This is a genomic window from Aeromonas sp. s2, from assembly GCF_040907935.1.
Taxonomy (GTDB): Bacteria; Pseudomonadota; Gammaproteobacteria; order Enterobacterales; family Aeromonadaceae; genus Aeromonas; species Aeromonas dhakensis.
Genome location: NZ_JBFOCR010000027.1, coordinates 64,388 through 79,943 on the forward strand (window position 1 = coordinate 64,388; position 15,556 = coordinate 79,943).

The 15,556-nt window shown below is 64.1% G+C and carries 13 protein-coding genes; 3 read left to right on the forward strand and 10 right to left on the reverse strand.

The genetic code is table 11. From position 1 onward, the window contains the following. Nucleotides 1-288: 288 nt before the first annotated feature. Complete coding sequence (locus AB5Y81_RS20365) at nt 289-954, forward strand: ABC transporter substrate-binding protein (protein WP_279485544.1); 666 nt, start codon at nt 289-291, stop codon at nt 952-954. Between the two features lie 72 nt (nt 955-1,026). Here AB5Y81_RS20365 and AB5Y81_RS20370 read toward each other — a convergent pair whose 3' ends face one another. After that, nucleotides 1,027-2,148 carry a glycosyltransferase family 9 protein gene (locus AB5Y81_RS20370; RefSeq protein WP_279484425.1) on the reverse strand — a complete coding sequence of 374 codons (1,122 nt, stop codon included), beginning with the start codon at nt 2,146-2,148 and terminating at the stop codon, nt 1,027-1,029. Between the two features lie 284 nt (nt 2,149-2,432). Between AB5Y81_RS20370 and AB5Y81_RS20375 the strand changes: the two genes are divergently transcribed. After that, a complete protein-coding gene (locus AB5Y81_RS20375; protein ID WP_279484424.1) occupies nt 2,433-3,560 on the forward strand; it encodes an HPP family protein in 1,128 nt (375 codons plus the stop codon). A 131-nt stretch (nt 3,561-3,691) separates the two neighbouring features. Here the strand turns inward: AB5Y81_RS20375 and AB5Y81_RS20380 are convergent, their stop codons facing one another. The 3 genes from AB5Y81_RS20380 to AB5Y81_RS20390 all read right to left on the reverse strand — a co-directional run bounded on the left by AB5Y81_RS20380 (nt 3,692) and on the right by AB5Y81_RS20390 (nt 6,781). Beyond that, nucleotides 3,692-4,945: a D-amino acid dehydrogenase gene (locus tag AB5Y81_RS20380; RefSeq protein WP_005300281.1), complete on the reverse strand. Its 1,254-nt coding sequence runs from the start codon at nt 4,943-4,945 to the stop codon at nt 3,692-3,694. Nucleotides 4,946-5,096: 151 nt separating this feature from the next. Then, complete coding sequence (locus AB5Y81_RS20385; protein WP_279484423.1) at nt 5,097-6,617, reverse strand: cryptochrome/photolyase family protein; 1,521 nt, start codon at nt 6,615-6,617, stop codon at nt 5,097-5,099. Beyond that, on the reverse strand, nt 6,617-6,781 hold the full coding sequence (locus AB5Y81_RS20390) for a DUF2256 domain-containing protein (protein WP_279484422.1): 165 nt from the start codon (nt 6,779-6,781) through the stop codon (nt 6,617-6,619). The genes AB5Y81_RS20385 and AB5Y81_RS20390 overlap by 1 nt, the downstream gene beginning before the upstream one ends. Nucleotides 6,782-7,251: 470 nt before the next feature. Between AB5Y81_RS20390 and AB5Y81_RS20395 the strand changes: the two genes are divergently transcribed. Further along, nucleotides 7,252-8,637, forward strand: a complete 1,386-nt coding sequence (locus tag AB5Y81_RS20395) for a tryptophanase (protein ID WP_279484421.1) — start codon at nt 7,252-7,254, stop codon at nt 8,635-8,637. A gap of 107 nt (nt 8,638-8,744) precedes the next feature. On the opposite strand, the gene pbpG is transcribed toward AB5Y81_RS20395, so the two are convergent. The 6 genes from pbpG to nrfD form a co-directional block, all read right to left on the reverse strand. Then, a complete protein-coding gene (pbpG, locus tag AB5Y81_RS20400; RefSeq protein ID WP_211050663.1) occupies nt 8,745-9,665 on the reverse strand; it encodes a D-alanyl-D-alanine endopeptidase in 921 nt (306 codons plus the stop codon). Nucleotides 9,666-10,066: 401 nt separating this feature from the next. Continuing rightward, nucleotides 10,067-10,522, reverse strand: a complete 456-nt coding sequence (locus tag AB5Y81_RS20405) for an NUDIX pyrophosphatase (RefSeq protein ID WP_279484419.1) — start codon at nt 10,520-10,522, stop codon at nt 10,067-10,069. 137 nt (nt 10,523-10,659) lie between these two features. Beyond that, nucleotides 10,660-11,850 carry a heme lyase NrfEFG subunit NrfF gene (gene nrfF, locus AB5Y81_RS20410; RefSeq protein ID WP_368146793.1) on the reverse strand — a complete coding sequence of 397 codons (1,191 nt, stop codon included), beginning with the start codon at nt 11,848-11,850 and terminating at the stop codon, nt 10,660-10,662. Next, nucleotides 11,847-12,434 carry a DsbE family thiol:disulfide interchange protein gene (locus tag AB5Y81_RS20415; protein ID WP_279484418.1) on the reverse strand — a complete coding sequence of 196 codons (588 nt, stop codon included), beginning with the start codon at nt 12,432-12,434 and terminating at the stop codon, nt 11,847-11,849. Before AB5Y81_RS20415 ends, nrfF begins: the two co-directional genes overlap by 4 nt. Then, entirely contained in the window at nt 12,431-14,392 is a 1,962-nt protein-coding gene (gene nrfE / locus AB5Y81_RS20420; RefSeq protein ID WP_279484417.1) for a heme lyase NrfEFG subunit NrfE, read from the reverse strand. Before nrfE ends, AB5Y81_RS20415 begins: the two co-directional genes overlap by 4 nt. Nucleotides 14,393-14,565: 173 nt before the next feature. Further along, nucleotides 14,566-15,519, reverse strand: coding sequence for a cytochrome c nitrite reductase subunit NrfD (gene nrfD, locus AB5Y81_RS20425; protein ID WP_279484416.1), 954 nt, complete (start codon nt 15,517-15,519; stop codon nt 14,566-14,568). Nucleotides 15,520-15,556: the final 37 nt, after the last annotated feature.

Here is a 15,556-nt window from a genome sequence, read left to right on the forward strand (position 1 = left end):
GGTGGCACGTCGGTCCCGGAATACTGGACGCAGCCCCCATAACCCCCGCCATGTTCCCCCTGTTTTGCAAGGCTGGATCCTAGGCCAGCAAGCGTGGCAGCTTGACGATATCACCCCGCCTGCGCCGGCGAGGCCTCGCCCATTTTTTCATTCGATGCGCTTGCGCTAGGCTCAGGGCAGGGTGATGACGGCGGGGCTGACATGATGAAAGCGGGTCTCTGGTTTTGGTGTTTATGGGGGCTGCTGTTGGCGGCATCTCCCCAGGCGGTTGCCGTCTCTTCGCTCAACATGGTCTATTTCGATGATTTTGCCCCCTACTCATGGCGTGACGAGGAGGGCAAGATGCGTGGACTCATGGTGGATGTGATGGACAGGGTCGGGCTCGAGCTTGGGGTTCAGGTGCATCATGAGGGATATCCCTGGTTGCGGGCGCAGAAACTGGTCCGTGCCGGTCAAGCCGACGGCTTCGTCACCGTGCCGACCCGGGAGCGGCGAGCCTATACCCGGGTGGTCGAGGCCCCGGTGGCCTTTTCACCTTTGACCCTGTTCACGCAAACCGGCCATCCGGCCCTGGCCCGTCTCAACCAGGCCCGCGCCTTGAGCGATCTCAAGGCGTTCACCATTCTCGACTACATCGGCAATGGCTGGGGCAAGGAGAACCTGGTCGGTTTCAAGGTCCATCTCACCAGCAATGTGGACAATGTCTTCAAGTTGCTGGCGGCCGGTCGGGGGGATCTGATGATCACGGATCCTCTGGTGGCGAGCTTCAAGCTGGCTCAGCTGGGATTAGCGGGGACGATCACGGAAGTCCCCCTGCAACTGGAGCTGACGCCGCTCCACCTCTGTATTGCCAACTCATCCCCCTTCGCCGCCAGGGTGGACGAGTTGACTCGCATCTTGGCGCGATTGCGGCAAAGTGGCGAGCTGGCCAGGATGGAGGCTCGCTATCGTTGACGCTGATGATGAAAAGAGGAATGGAACGGCAGGACGAGCTGAATCGCCTTGCCGGTGTGGGCGCTGGCTGGATCAGCCCGCAGCAGGGAGCGGCAAGGGCGCACCTGGCAAGCAAGGGGCCGGGGTTGGCGCAGGTAGCCTCTCCTGATTGAGCGGGGTGCGTGCCATGACCCCGGCCAGCCAGTGATGATCGAGGGGGATGGCATTGCGATCGCCGATCACCAGATTGAGGTGCTGGGCACCGAGGCAGCCGTAGCGGGCGGGATCGGTCTGGGTAAAGAGACCGAGGCAGGGCACGCCGCTGGCGGCGGCCAGGTGCAATGGCCCGGTGTCACCGCTGACGAAGAGGGAAAGGCCGCCGGCAAAGCGGGCCAGCTCGCTCAGGCTGCTGAGGGCAACCTGCACGTCCCCCAGTGGGGGCTGGGGATCGGCGGGATCCTCGAGCTGGATCAGCAGGGCGGCGGGATAGTGGCGGCGCAGATCCCCGAGCAGCCGCTGCCACTGGGGCAGGGAGAGCCCCTTGCCCTTGCGGGCACCGGTGAAAAAGCCGATGAGCGGCCGTTCCGGGTAGTCCTGCCTGAGCGCCAGCAGCCGCGGGCTGGCGCTGTGCAACAAGCTGCCGAGCTCAATCTGATCGGCGAGATGACCGTGCATGCCGAGCAGTTGCAGCGGCTGGTGGGCGTAGTGGCAGTGATTGTTGGGAGTGAGGGGCTGGGGGAACAGGGCATCCCCCTTGGCATCGTCAAAGCCCAGCTTCTCGCGGGCCTTTACCCAGCCGGCGATGAGGTGATCGGTGCTGGAGGCAAAGGGCACATAGACCCGATCGTAATGCTGACGGCGCAGTTGCCACAGCACCGACAGGGAGGCCAGCAGCCGCTTGCCCTGCAACCTGACCGGGTGAATGCGCTGCAGCTGCAGATCGGCCAGGAAGGGGAGCAGCTGGCCGCCGATGCACACCAGCTCTATCTCGGCATGGGGGTGGGCACTGCGTACCTTTTGCAGGAAGGGCAGCAGAAACAGGTTGTTGCCGATGCGGCAGGTGCTGCGAATGACCAGGATCCGCTGGGGAGGCTGGCTGGCTGCCGGCAGTCGGCCTTGACGCGCGAGCCAGGCGAGGGCGGCCCGCTCCAGCCCGGCGGTCCAGCAGCGGCGCTGACCGTCGAAGCGGCGCAGGGCATCTCTGATAGTGCTCATAAGTAGTGGCTCCGTGCATGAATATGGCCTCAAGGTGACACGACATTTCTTAAGCCGAGGTTAAGAAAAGAGAAAAATGAGGGGGGTACGCCATTTTTTGTAAGAATTTGTTGCTGAGTCACAGTTTCAGAGTGCTCGGATGGAACAGGGGTGTTTCCGTATGATTCCTGTTTTCCTGGTGCGGGATGGCTGAACGGAGTAGACCGCACCTCCTGGTGGTATTTGCCAGCGTTATGTCGTTAAAATCGCGCATTTGAAATGAATGTTATCCTCGCAGGAGCCCCATGCAGTTCAGGGATTTCTTTCCGGTATCCACCAATACCAGTCTCAAAGAGAGTTGTTACGGTGCCCTTGGCGCCTTCGTCGGGCTGTTGGGAACTGCCCTCTTGTGCCGCTGGGGGCTGGGGCTTGAGGCCCATTGGCTGATCGCCCCCATGGGGGCCTCCGCCGTGCTGCTGTTTGCCGCGCCGGCCAGCCCGCTGGCCCAGCCCTGGTCCATCCTGGTGGGCAACGGGGTCTCGGCGCTGATGGGAGTGCTGAGTGCCAGTCTGGTGGCGGATCCGGCGCAGGCCGCCGCCCTTGCCGTGATGCTGGCCATCGCCGCCATGTTGCTCACCCGCAGCCTGCATCCGCCCGGCGGCGCCGTGGCCTTGACCGCGGTCATCGGCGGCGAGGGGATCCGCCAGCTCGGGGTCGGTTATGTGCTGCTGCCGGTGCTGCTCAATTCGCTGTTGTTGCTGCTACTGGCGCTCTGCTACAACCGGCTGCTGGGGCGCCGTTATCCCAACAGCGGTCAGGCCCGGCCCAACCGCCATCAGACCGCCGATCCCCAGCCGAGCGAGCGGGTGGCGACCCAGGCGGCGGACATCGATTTTGCGCTGGAAAAGCACGGCGAGCTGCTCGACATCAGCCGCCAGGATCTGCAGGCGCTGCTGCAGGAGGCCCAGCTGCATGCGCTGCGGGCCAGGGTGGGCACTGTGCGGGTGCAGGAGGTGATGTCGCGGGATCTGATCCTGATAGAGGCGCAGCAGCCGGCCATGGCGGCCTGGCAACGGCTCTCCCACCATCAGGTCAAGGCGTTGCCGGTGGTGGACGAGGCCGGCCGGCTGACCGGCATCATCACCCTGCACGACCTGATGATCGACCGGGCACTGCAACAGCCGCGGGGCGCCGCGGATCTGGCTGAGCTGCGGGTCGCCGACCTGATGACCCGCAAGGTGTCGACCGCCCGCCACGATCAGCCGCTCTACGATCTGGTGGGCGCCTTCTCCGATGGCGGTCTGCACCACATGCCGGTGGTGGATGGCGAGCAACTGGTGGGGATCCTGACCCAGTCGGACATGGTCGCTGCACTGTTCAACCTGACGCTGCACCCGGCGCTGGGTGAAACCGGTGCACCGGTCAGTTCATAAGCAAGGCCCCTCACGGGGCCTTTTTGTTGTCTGTGCCTTGGCACTGCATGGCTGGACAAACTGAACAAGTTCAAAGAACGAGGAAGTGCCAGGCACTCCCTCGTTGGGATAAGAGAGACGGAGGACAAGGCTCAGCCGTAGCGGGCCAGGGTGAGCCCTTCATCGCTGATGGCGGTATCGCTGCCACTGATGAGATCGCACAGCAGCTGACCCGAGCCTGCCGCCATGGTCCAGCCCAGGGTGCCGTGGCCGGTGTTGAGCCAGAGGCCGGGGATGGGGCTTGGGCCCACCAGCGGGGTGCCGTCCGGCGTCATGGGGCGTAGCCCGGTCCAGAAGTCGGCGCGGCTGATGTCGCCCCCCTCGGGGAAGAGATCACCGACCACCATGGCCAGGGTGTCGTGCCGTTTCGGGTTGAGGGCCAGGTTGTAGCCCGACAGCTCCGCCATGCCGCCGACCCGGATCCGCTCATCGAAACGGGTGATGGCCACCTTGTAGGTTTCGTCCAGCACGGTACTGCGCGGCGCGGCCTCGGCGTTGATCATCGGCAGGGTGAGGGAGTAGCCCTTGACCGGGTAGACTGGCAGATCGAGCCCGAGCGGTCGCAGGAAGCCGGTGGCATAGCTGCCAAGGGCACAGACGATGGCGTCGGCCTTGAAGCGCTGCTCGCCGGCCCGCACCGCCACGGCGCGTCCCTGCGCCAGCTCGATCTCGTCGATGGCGCAGTTGAACACGAACTTGACCCCCAGTCGCTGCGCTTCTGCTGCCATGGCCTTGGTGAAGCGGAAGCAGTCGCCGGTCTCATCACCCGGCAGGCGCAGGCCGCCCACTATCTTGCCGCGTACCCGGGCCAGCGCCGGCTCTGCCCCTTCACAGCCAGCGGCATCGAGGGACTGGTAGGGCACGCCATACTCTTCCAGCACCTCGATGTCGCGCTTGCTGGCATCGAGCTGGGCCTGACTGCGAAACAGCTGCAGGGTGCCGAGCTGGCGCCCTTCATAATCGATGCTCAGCTCGTCGCGCAGCAGCTTCATGCAGTCGCGGCTGTATTCGGCCAGCCGCACCATGCGCCCCTTGTTGACCGCATAGGCCGCCGGGGTGCAGTTGGCAAACATCTTCAGCATCCAGCGCAGCTGGAAGGGATCCGAGGTCGGTCGCACCGTGAAGGGAGCATGCTTTTGCAGCAGCCACTTGGCGGCCTTGAGGGGAATGCCGGGGGCCGCCCAGGGGGCCGCGTAACCGGGGGAGATCTGTCCGGCATTGGCGTGGCTGGTTTCAAGGGCCACCCCGTCACGCCGCTCCAGCAGGGTCACCTTGTGACCCGCCTTGGCCAGATACCAGGCGCTGGTCACGCCGACCACGCCACCACCGAGTACCACTATGTCCATCTTGTCTCTCCTTGACTGGGGCCCTCACATTAATCAGCCGCCACAGGATATTCAACTGGTGTAGATATAATTGGGATATATATCTATTTACAATTATTTAACTGGTTTTCAATGTTGAAATTTGTGGACTTGTTGGCATTAGCTGTGGCAGTCAGAGCTGCTCCAGCCGGATCAGGTACTGCTCCGCCGTCGTCAGGATGGCGTGCTGCTGTTCGGCGGCCTGGCCATCCCAGTTGGCATAGGGCAGGGCGAGGCGAGGGTTGCTGCCAAGTCTGTCCCGGTTGCGCCATAAAAAATGCCAGTAGAGGCTGTTGAAGGGGCAACTCCCGTCGCCGCTGCGGGCCTTCACCTGATAGTGGCACCCCTTGCAGTAGTGGCCCATCCGCTCGAGATAGGCGCCGCTGCTGGCGTAGGGCTTGCTGCCCATCAGGCCGCCATCGGCAAACTGGCTCATGCCGCGGGTGTTGGGCAGCTCGACCCACTCGATGGCATCCACATAGATACCGAGATACCAGGCATCCACCTCGTCAGGATGGATCCCCGCCAGCAGGGCAAAGTTGCCGGTCACCATCAGCCGCTGGATATGGTGGGCGTAGGCGTGCTCCAGAGACTGGCGAATGGCGTGACGCACGCAGGCCATGTTTGTTTCGCCGCTCCAGAAAAAGCCGGGTAGCGGCCGCTCGGCCCCGAGAAAATTGCTGCGCCGATAGTCGGGCATCTTCTCCCAGTAGAGGGCGCGCACGAACTCGCGCCAGCCGAGGACCTGGCGGATAAAGCCCTCCACTTGCGCCAGGGTGATGGCGGCCTGATTGGCCTGCCAGTGGGTTTCGGCGGCGCGGATCACCTCGAGGGGGTGGAGCATCTTGCTGTTGAGGGAAAACGACAGGCGACTGTGAAACAGGCTCCAGCCCCGCTCGCTCAGGGCATCCTGATAGCGGCCAAAGTGGGGCAGGCAGTGCGCCAGAAAATGGGCCAGCAGCTCGCGGCTCTGGCGCCTTGTGATGGGCCACGGCAGCTTGCTGGCATCCGCCTCGCCGATGGTGCTGACCCCGTGGCGGGTCAGCATGGCATTGATGTCGCTCACCTGGTTGGCAAAGGTGAGGGGGGCCGGGATGGGCTGGCTCGCCGGCAATTTGGCGCGATTCTCATCATCAAAGTTCCAGCGCCCACCAAGGGGCTGGCCGCGCTCATCGAGCAGTACCTGATATTGCTTGCGCAGGGCGCGGTAGAAGAACTCCATCCGGCTGTGGGGGTAGCGCTGCCAGCCATCACGGGGAGTGAGAAAATGTTCGCTATCCACCTCGGTGGCAGGGATGGTCAGGCCCGCCGCCCAGCTTTTCAACTGGCTGGCGAGGCGCCACTCGTCCGGGCTCTGCCAGGCGAAGCTGTCAGCCTGATGCGCTTCGAGTTGGGCCGTCAGCAAGCTGGGCAAGTCGGGCCAGCGGGCGCTCTCATCGAGGGCCAGGTAACAGACGCGATGGCCCGCCTTGCCGAGGGCCGCCGCGAAGGCGCGCATGGCGGCAAAGAAGGCCAGCACCTTCTGGCGGTGGTGGCGACAGTAGTCGGTCTCCTGGCGCAGCTCCGCCATCAGATAACAGACCGCTGGATCCGGGGTGCGAAACCAGCTGTGACCGGCGTTCAACTGATCGCCGAGTACGAGGCGCAGCTCCATCAGACTGGCTCCCCATTATGTGGATGACTGCGGTGACGAGCGCGGCGACAGCGCTCGCTGCAGTAGCGCACAGCCTCCCAGCTGTGTGCCCACTTGCGCCGCCAGCTAAAGGGGCGCTGGCAGACGGGGCAGATCTTCTCGGGCAGATGGGCTTTGCGATGCATGGGACTTCCGATGGTTGGCAAGGGGCGGCGTGAACAGGGTCAAGTCAACGGGATAACAGCTTAACGAAGCGGGGTGCTGGGGGGATCACTGTCGCCGGTATCGAGTCTGCTGAATGGGCGCTTTGTGAGCGGACGCACAACCCGTCGACACTCAGATTGTTTGCATGGCAACCAGTTGTTAACTTGGCGAGGCTGCCTGCTGGCAGCACCCATCAATGGATCTTATTGGCCACCGACTGGTTACAACCGACATGGAGGGGAGTGATGCCAATCGTGACAGCTACGCCCCGGGCAGCCTGCCTGCTCGCCCACTGGTATACCCGGGATCCCATTCTGACCCTCGACTTTCCTCACCGCTGATTGGCGGCAGCCGCCGTTTGAATTTGTCAGCCGGACGACCCTGATCGCCCCGGCCTCTTTACCAATTCCAATTTCAAACACACTGGCCTTGCGCCGGTGAGGAGTCTTTTATGCGTCGTATACCCGAGCCGTTTCGTATCAAGATGGTCGAGCCCATCAAGCAGACCACTGGCGCCGAGCGCCGCGTCGCCCTCGAGGCCGCTGGCTGGAACCCCTTCCTGCTGCTGGCCGAGGATGTCTACATCGATCTGCTGACCGACAGTGGCACAGGTGCCATGTCCGACCGTCAGTGGGCCGGCATCATGATGGGGGACGAGGCCTATGCGGGCAGCCGTAACTTCGTCGAGCTGGAGCGCACGGTGCGCGAGATCTTTGGCTATCAGCATGTGATGCCCACCCACCAGGGGCGCGGGGCCGAGCAGATCCTCTTCCCCGAACTGGTCAAGCGCTGCCAGGGCAAGGCGCCGGTCTTTATCTCCAACTACCACTTCGACACCACCAAGGCCCACGTGGAGTTGGCCGGGGCGCGGGCCATCAACCTGCTCACCCCGAAAGCCCTCGACACCACGGCCCCTTACCCCTGGAAGGGGGATTTTGATCTTCCTCGCCTGACCGACACCATCGAGACGCTGGGGGCCGACAACGTGGCCGGCATCATCATCACGGTCACCTGCAACAGCGCCGGCGGCCAGCCGGTCTCCATGGCCAATATGGAGGTGGTCTCGGCGCTGGCCCGTCGCCACCATATTCCGGTGGTGATCGATGCCGCCCGTTTTGCCGAGAACGCCTGGTTTATCAAGGCGCGGGACCCGGCTTATGCCAAGTGCAGCATCCAGGAGATAGTGCGCCAGATGTTTGCGCTGGGGGATATCTTCACCATGTCGGCCAAGAAGGACGGGTTGGTCAATATCGGCGGGCTCTGCTGTTTCAAAGAGGATCTCGAGCTGTTTCGCGCGGTGCAGGTGCGCTGCGTGGCGATGGAGGGGTTTGTCACCTATGGCGGCCTTGCCGGGCGGGACATGGCGGCGCTCGCCATCGGCCTGCGCGAGGGGATGGATGAGGAGTATCTCACCTACCGCATCAGTCAGGTGGCTTATCTCGGCGAGCGGCTGGTCGAGGCGGGGATCCCCATCCAGACGCCCACCGGCGGTCATGCGGTGTTTGTGGATGCCAAAAAGTTGCTGCCCCATATTCCAGCCGAGCAGTTCCCGGCCCATGCGCTTGCCTGCGAGCTCTATCTGGAAGGGGGCGTGCGCGGGGTGGAAATAGGCTCCCTGCTGCTGGGGCGCGATCCCGTCACCGGCAAGCAGGAGGCGGCGGACTTTGAGCTGTTGCGACTCACCATTCCGCGTCGGGTCTACACCCGGGATCACATGGACTACGTGGCCGACTGCCTGATCGCGGTGAAAGCGCGGGCCAGCGACATTCGCGGGCTCACCTTTGACTACGAGCCGCCGCTGCTACGCCACTTCACCGCGCGGCTCAAGCCGATCTGATCGCCAGCACTTCGGCGCCGTGGCCAGCAGGCTTGGCCACAAGGCTCAATAACAAAAGCCCCCGCACCTGGATGCGGGGGCTTTTTTGACGAGGATGGCCGGGAGCCTTACTGGCTGCTGAACAGCTTGGTTTGGGGGCTGGACTGGGCGGTCAGGCTCATGCGACCGGAAGTCTCCAGCCAGGATTTGATCCGCTTGGCATCGGCCACCCGGGCGTTGGGGGTGTCGGCGTTGAGCAGCACCATGATCACCGGCTCTCGGTTGATCTGGGTGGCCATCACCAGGCAGCGCCCCGCCTCGCGGATGTAGCCGGTCTTGGAGAGGGAGATGGGCCAACTCCCTTCGCGCACCAGCCGGTTGGAGTTGAGGTAGTGCAGCTGACGCTTGCCGTTGCGCACCATGCGCTCCTCGGTGGAGGAGTACTGGCGAATGAGCGGATAGGTGGATGCCGCCGCCACCAGCTTGGCGAGATCGTGGGCGCTGGAGACGTTGCGGGGGGTGAGGCCGGTACTGTCGGAGAACTGGGTGCTCCACATGCCGAGCATGCGGGCCTTGGCGTTCATCGCCTCGATGAAGGCGCGCTGGCCACCCGGGTAGTTTCTGGCCAGCGCCGAGGCGGCGCGGTTTTCCGACGACATCAGGGCGATGTGCAGCATGTCGGCCCGGCTCAGGCGCGAGCCCACCGCCAGCCGCGACCCGGTGCCCTTGAGGCGATCCACGTCAGCCATGGTGACGGTCAGCATCTCGGAGAGCCGCTGATTGGCATCGAGCACCACCAGCGCCGTCATCAGCTTGGTGATGGAGGCTATCGGCATCACCCGGTTGGCGTTGCGCTCGGAGAACACTTCACCGGTGCGCGGGTTGGCCACTACGAAGGCGGCGGAGCTCAGCGCCAGATCGTTGCGCTGCTCCAGAAAGCTGTTGGGGGAGTGGGACTGGGCTGAAAACGGATTGGCCTGGGCGCTCTCCATGCTGACGGGAACGAGGAAGGCACCGAGCAACAGGGTAAGAAAAGGGCGAGTAATCATGATTTGACGCTACCGTACGGCTGACAGGGATATTTGGCTAAGTTATATGACGGTAATTGACGCTTCACAACGTCTAATGGCCCGATATTTCAATTTTATGGGATGGCGCACCTTGAAATAACGGTAATGGGCGCTATGGGCGGCTTCATACGAGTAATGATGGGGCTGGTCGGCGTGAGAAACATGGCTGCAGTGTGCGGCTGGTGGCGCCCTCTTGCCGTCAGATGATCGATCTTTTAGCGGTCTCTATTGCCTGCGTCTCTATCTTCACTCATTCCTGGTGATCATCTCTGTTGAAAACGGCCTGATCAGGGGGGCAACATGTGCTGATGGCGGCCATGGCTGGCGACGGATCACAACAGGATCAAGAAGATAACGAGAGGGCTCATAGCATTCACGCGCTATGGCGTCATGGCCACCCGCATCAGCGCCGAGGGGCTGTTTTCGACAAAATAGTGCCAGAGATGATCATAGAGTGCCTGCTGGCCGGGGAAACTCACCAGTGCCTTGGCCTCGGCCAAGGTGCACCAGCGATATTCGGTATGCTCATCATTGAGGGTGACCACCTGATTGGGCGGGCAGTAGACCACGAACACCGGCACCAGACAGACGGTGTTGGTGGCGTGCTCGTAAAACTGCTCCAGATACTGGCCGTTGTAGAGTTCGTGCACGACGATGCCGGTCTCCTCGCGAAATTCGCGCACTATGGTTTGCCAACCGGTTTCCCCTGCTTCGACCGTGCCCGCCACATGGCACCAGAAGCTGCCCTTGACCCGTTTCATCATCAACAACCTGGTCTCGTCCTGGCCGGTGGAGAGCGCGACGCCGGAGACGGTGTGACAGCGAATGGGGATCATGGGAGTGGCTCCAAAATAAGGTTCAATGGACGCCTATTGTTCGGCCGCCGACAGGAGCTTGGCAAGTGATTTCCCTGCCGGCGGCGTTTGTGCGGGCCCAACGTGACAGGGGCATTCAGCCCCGGTCACGCGTGCGGTCAGCCTCCCATCATGCGGGCGGTCTGGATCGCCTCGATCAGCGCGGCCCGGTTGATGCGGGGGCGCTCCTCGTCCAGCAACTGCTGCCAGAGGGCGATGGCCCGGGAGTAGCGGCCGTGCAGGAAGTGATCGGAGGCGAGCAGCATCAGGGCGCTCACCTCGCCCTTGTCCTGCTTGAGCGCGCTACCCAGCAGGCGCTGCGCCTCGGGGGTGAGCTGCTGGCCCGCCTGGTAGTAGAGCACGGTGGCCTGGGCGGCCTGGGTCGCCGCGCTGGCCCCCCCTTCTTGCAGGGCGAGGCGCTGGTAGGCGAGCAGGGCGTTGGCGTACTCGTCCCGATACAGATACAACTGACCGAGCGCCGCCCAGCCGTCGAGATCGGCGGGGTTGGTTTGCAGACGCTGGTGCAGGACGCCCAGCTCCTTGTCCTGCAGATCCCGCGGGCTCAATCCCGCCAGCGGATCGGGGCGCAACTGATAAGCCTGCCACGCCTGATAGCGGCCGGTGCCGGCATAAATGCCGGCCATCAGCGCCAGCAGCAGGGTCCCAAGTAGTATCCAGGTGCGCAGCCTAAGCTGCGGACGGGCGGTGCTATCTCTTATCAGCCGGTCGCGCAGGGCCTGCTCGGCGGTGGGGGTGGCGTTGGCGAGACGGGCCAGCTCCAGCTCCCGGTAGAGGCGGCTGTGGGGGGCAAGCCCCGCCTGCTGCTCGGCCATGATCAGCCGGTTCAGCTCGGCCCTGGGGTCCTGGGCGAGCGCCCCCTCGGCTCTGTCGCCGACAAGTGGCACCCGCGCCGGTTGCCGGCGATACAGGCTCCTGCGCAGGCGATTGAGCGCCAGCAACAGCAAGAGGGCGGGGCCGCACCACAGCAGCGCCGTGCTGGCTTTGAAGGGGGGATCGTAGCGCACGAAATCGCCGAAGCGCGCCGTCATGCGGGCGATCACCTGCTCATCAGACTGTCCTTCGTCCACCCAGCGATAGACCTCGAGCCGCAGATCCCGGGCGATGGGAGAGTTGGACTCCACCAGGTTCTGGTTCTGGCACTGTGGGCAGCGCAGGGCGCGGGCCAGCTCCTGAGCGCGGGTCTGCCGCTCGGGGTGGCGAAACTCATAGGTGTCGACCCCGCTGGCAAGGGCCCCGAGGCTCAAGGCCAGCAAGAGTGGCGCGATAAGGGTATGGCCGAGACGGCTCATGGCTTGCTCTCCTGCACTTCTCTCTCCACTTCTCTTTCCACTTCGGGCTGGCTGGCTGTGTTGCTGCGGGCCTTTGCAAGCAGGGGGGCAAACTGGCGTTGCCAGATCTCCCGGGTGAGCAGGCCGGTATGGCGGGTCAGCAGGGTGCCGTTACTGGCGAAGAGATAGGTCTCCGGCGTGCCGTAGACGCCGAGCTCCAGCGCGAGTCGGCCGTCGGGGTCGGCCAGCACGGCGCGATAGGGGTTGCCCGCCTCGGTGAGCCAGGCGCGAGCAGCGTCTCCCTTGTCCCGGTAGTTGAGGCCATAGAGGGGCACGGTACTGGCCAGCTCACCCAGTAGCGGATGCTCGGCGCGGCAGTTGGGGCACCAGCTGGCCCAGACGTTGAGCACGAAGGGCTCCCCCTTGAGCGCCGCAGTGTGGATGGAGGGGCCACCAAGCAGATCGTCACTCTGCCAGGCAGGCAGGGTGCGCCCGGCGACTGCCTCATCCTGGCTGTAGGGGTTGTTGCCAAGGCCGAGCCAGAGCAGGGCACCGAGCCCCAGGGTGAGCACGAGCGGTACGAACAGGCGCAGACGGGCGTTCATAAGGACTCCTGTTCAAGTCGGGGGTAGGGGGCGGTAGCTGGCGCAGGATGGCTAGCCAGCAGCGGCCGGCGGGCGAGCAGGCGCAGGGTGCCGCCCGCCATCATCAACAGGCCGCCGAGCCAGATCCAGCGCACCAGCGGCTTGTAGTGCAGCCGCATGGCATAGGCGCCGGGCCCCATCTTCTCGCCAAGCACCACGTAGAGATCGCCGAGCATTCCCCACGCAATGCCGGGCTCGTTCATGTTCATGGTGCGCACGCTGTAGTGGCGCCGCTCCGGGGTGAGCCTGGCCACCTCTTTACCGTCCTTATGCACGCCGAGAGTGATGCGCTCGGCGGTGTAGTTGGGGCCGATGATCGGCTCGCTCCCCTCATAGCGAAACTCGAAGGCGCCGAGCCGATAGGGCTGGCCTGCGGCGAGCACGGCGCCCCCCTCCTGGCTGTGGTGACTCACCTGCGCAATGCCGAGGGCGCACACCGCCACCCCGAGGTGGGCCAGCAGGCTGCCGAACCGATTGAGGGTGAGCTCGCGCAGGGCGACCGGTTGCAAGAGCGGGAGCAGCAGGCTGGCCATCAGCCAGAGGCTGAGCACGTTGGCCGCGAGCCCCAGCCAGCTTGCCCGCAGCGGCTCGGGATAGGCGAGGCTCAGCAAGGCGCCCCCCAGCAGGCCGAACAGGCATGGGAGCAGCACCTTGATGCGGCGCTGGACTGCCAGATGCTGCCAGCGCAGGCGCGGCAGCTGGGTCATCAGCGCCATCATGCAGAGGGCCAGCGGCACGAAGATGGTATTGAAATAGGGGGCGCCCACCGAGAGCGAGCCCAGATGGAGCGACTGGAACACCATGGGGTAGAAGGTGCCGAGCAGCACGCTGGCGCAGGCCACGCAAAGCAGCAGGATGGCGGCGCCGAGCAGCCCCTCCTTAGACCAGAAACTGAAGCGGGTATAGGGGGCGCGAATGTCTGCCCGCAGGGCAAACAGGGTGAGGGCGCAGGTCAATAGCAAGCCGAGCAGCAACAAGAGGGTGAGGCCGCGGCTGGGGTCCACCGCAAAGGCGTGCACCGAGGTGAGCACCCCGGAGCGCACCACGAAGGTGCCGAGCAGGCTTAAGGCAAAGGTAAAGATGGAGAGCAGCAGCACGGCGTGGCCGTAAGCGCCGCGCTTCTCGCACACCACCAGGGCGTGCAGCAGGGCGGTGCCGAGCAGCCAGGGCAAGAGAGAGGCATTTTCCACCGGATCCCAGAACCACCAGCCGCCCCAGCCTAGCTCGTAGTAGGCCCACCAGGAGCCGAGCACTATGCCGGCGGTGAGAAAGACCCAGGAGCCGAGCGCCCAGGGGCGGCTCCAGTGGGCCACGGCGCCATCGAGCCGACCCGAGTGCAGCGCCGCCATGGCGAAGGCGAAGTTGACCGCAAAGCCGACATAACCGAGATAGAGCAGGGGCGGGTGGATGATGAGGCCGATGTCCTGCAGCATGGGGTTGAGATCACGCCCCTCCAGCGGCCCCGGAAACTGGCGGTCAAACGGGCTGGAGAAGATCAGGGTATAGAGGCCGAACAGCCCGACGAGCAGCCCCATGATGGCCAGTACCCGGGTTGTGATCAGCGGATCGACCCGCTTGGAGCAAAGGGCCACTAGGGCGCCCCACAGCCCTAGGGCAAAGACGAAAAAGAGCATGGAGCCCTCGTGGCCACCCCACACGGCCGCCAGTTTGAAGCCAAGGGGCAGGGCGCTGTTGGCGTGCTGGGCCACATAGACCAAGGTAAAGTCATCCTGGCCAAAACAGTTGGCGAGCAGCAGCAGGGCGGCCCCGAGCAGGAGCGCGACCAGGAGGGCCAGCGGTGTTGCGCAGCCGAGCAGCGGGCGTGAGGCGAGCCGCAGCCCCAGCCAGGGCAGCAGCCCTTGCAGCAGGGCGAGCCCGGTCGCCAGCAACAGTGAGAGATAGCCGAGCTCTGCCAGCACACAACCTCCGTTTCAATCTTTGATGTCATTCATGTCATGCCACACACGCCGCGTCGCCTTCCTTTGGGGGAAAACATTGCCAAGCAACGGGTGTGGCATCACCAGAAATTCATTGGGCCAGCAACAAATCAGCGCCAGTCACCGGAGGGCGGCTGGCGCTGGTGGTCATGCCTTTAAATTACTGTCATCTGGCCGGCGTATAGCACGAAGTAGCGCAGCAGCAGGATCCCCACCAGGGTCAGACTGCAGACCAGCACCAGATAGCCGTTTTTTGCCCGCAGCGGTGCGGGGGCCAGCAGGGCCAGCAACTGGGGCAGCAGCATGCCTATGCCCACCACTCCGAGCCAGAACACCTGAGCCCAGAAGCCGCTGCCGATGGCGGCCCACATGGCTGCCTCCTTCTGGCCGCCACCGAAGTAGAGGCCGGTAAAGAAGCAGACCAGCAGCAACACCTCCACCGCCAGCACCGGCCGCTCGAAGCTGTGCACGAAGCTCACTCCCTGGCTGTGGTGGTTCTCCTTGAACAGGGTGACCGCCAGCAAGATGGTGGAGGCGATGCCGGAGCTGATGCCGGAGATGAGGAACAGCACCGGCAGCACCGGGTTGTTCAACAGCGGATAGGTCTTGAGCGCCGACAGCAGAAAGCCGGTGTAGGCCCCCAACAGCACGGCAAGCAGCAGCAAGAGCGGCGCCAGCAACCGTTCGATGCGGGCAAGCCAAGCGATGAGATCATCCACAAAGGCGAACTTCTCTTGCAGCAGGTGACGGCGCAAGGTCTCGATCTCGGCCCGAAACACCACCGCCAGCCAGGCGAACAGCACCGCCATGTAGACCTGAAACAGCATGACCCCCATCGACATCACGGAGTCGAACTGGTAGTGGAACATCAGCTTCCAGAAGGTCCAGGGGCGGGCCAGATGGAAGATGAGGATCAGTAACCCCAGCACCACGCTCACCGGCGCCAGAATGGCGGTCGCCTTGATGATGCCGCTCTCGCTGCCGGCCCCCTTGCGGCGCAGCAGCACCGAGAGGGTGGTGGCCCCGGCGGAGATGCCGAGCAGAAAGAGATAGATGGCGATGGGCCAGTCCCACACGAGGGAAGGAAAGTGAAATGCGTCATGCCACATGGTCATTCCCTCCATCGGTTATTGCCGTGGTAGATGG

Bases quoted from the DNA above. Each gene is read 5' to 3' on its own strand.
- AB5Y81_RS20365 (WP_279485544.1), top strand. From the start codon at position 289: ATGGTCTATTTCGATGATTTTGCCCCCTACTCATGGCGTGACGAGGAG.
- AB5Y81_RS20370 (WP_279484425.1), bottom strand. From the start codon at position 2,148: ATGAGCACTATCAGAGATGCCCTGCGCCGCTTCGACGGTCAGCGCCGC.
- AB5Y81_RS20375 (WP_279484424.1), top strand. From the start codon at position 2,433: ATGCAGTTCAGGGATTTCTTTCCGGTATCCACCAATACCAGTCTCAAA.
- AB5Y81_RS20380 (WP_005300281.1), bottom strand. From the start codon at position 4,945: ATGGACATAGTGGTACTCGGTGGTGGCGTGGTCGGCGTGACCAGCGCC.
- AB5Y81_RS20385 (WP_279484423.1), bottom strand. From the start codon at position 6,617: ATGGAGCTGCGCCTCGTACTCGGCGATCAGTTGAACGCCGGTCACAGC.
- AB5Y81_RS20390 (WP_279484422.1), bottom strand. From the start codon at position 6,781: ATGCATCGCAAAGCCCATCTGCCCGAGAAGATCTGCCCCGTCTGCCAG.
- AB5Y81_RS20395 (WP_279484421.1), top strand. From the start codon at position 7,252: ATGCGTCGTATACCCGAGCCGTTTCGTATCAAGATGGTCGAGCCCATC.
- pbpG (WP_211050663.1), bottom strand. From the start codon at position 9,665: ATGATTACTCGCCCTTTTCTTACCCTGTTGCTCGGTGCCTTCCTCGTT.
- AB5Y81_RS20405 (WP_279484419.1), bottom strand. From the start codon at position 10,522: ATGATCCCCATTCGCTGTCACACCGTCTCCGGCGTCGCGCTCTCCACC.
- nrfF (WP_368146793.1), bottom strand. From the start codon at position 11,850: ATGAGCCGTCTCGGCCATACCCTTATCGCGCCACTCTTGCTGGCCTTG.
- AB5Y81_RS20415 (WP_279484418.1), bottom strand. From the start codon at position 12,434: ATGAACGCCCGTCTGCGCCTGTTCGTACCGCTCGTGCTCACCCTGGGG.
- nrfD (WP_279484416.1), bottom strand. From the start codon at position 15,519: ATGTGGCATGACGCATTTCACTTTCCTTCCCTCGTGTGGGACTGGCCC.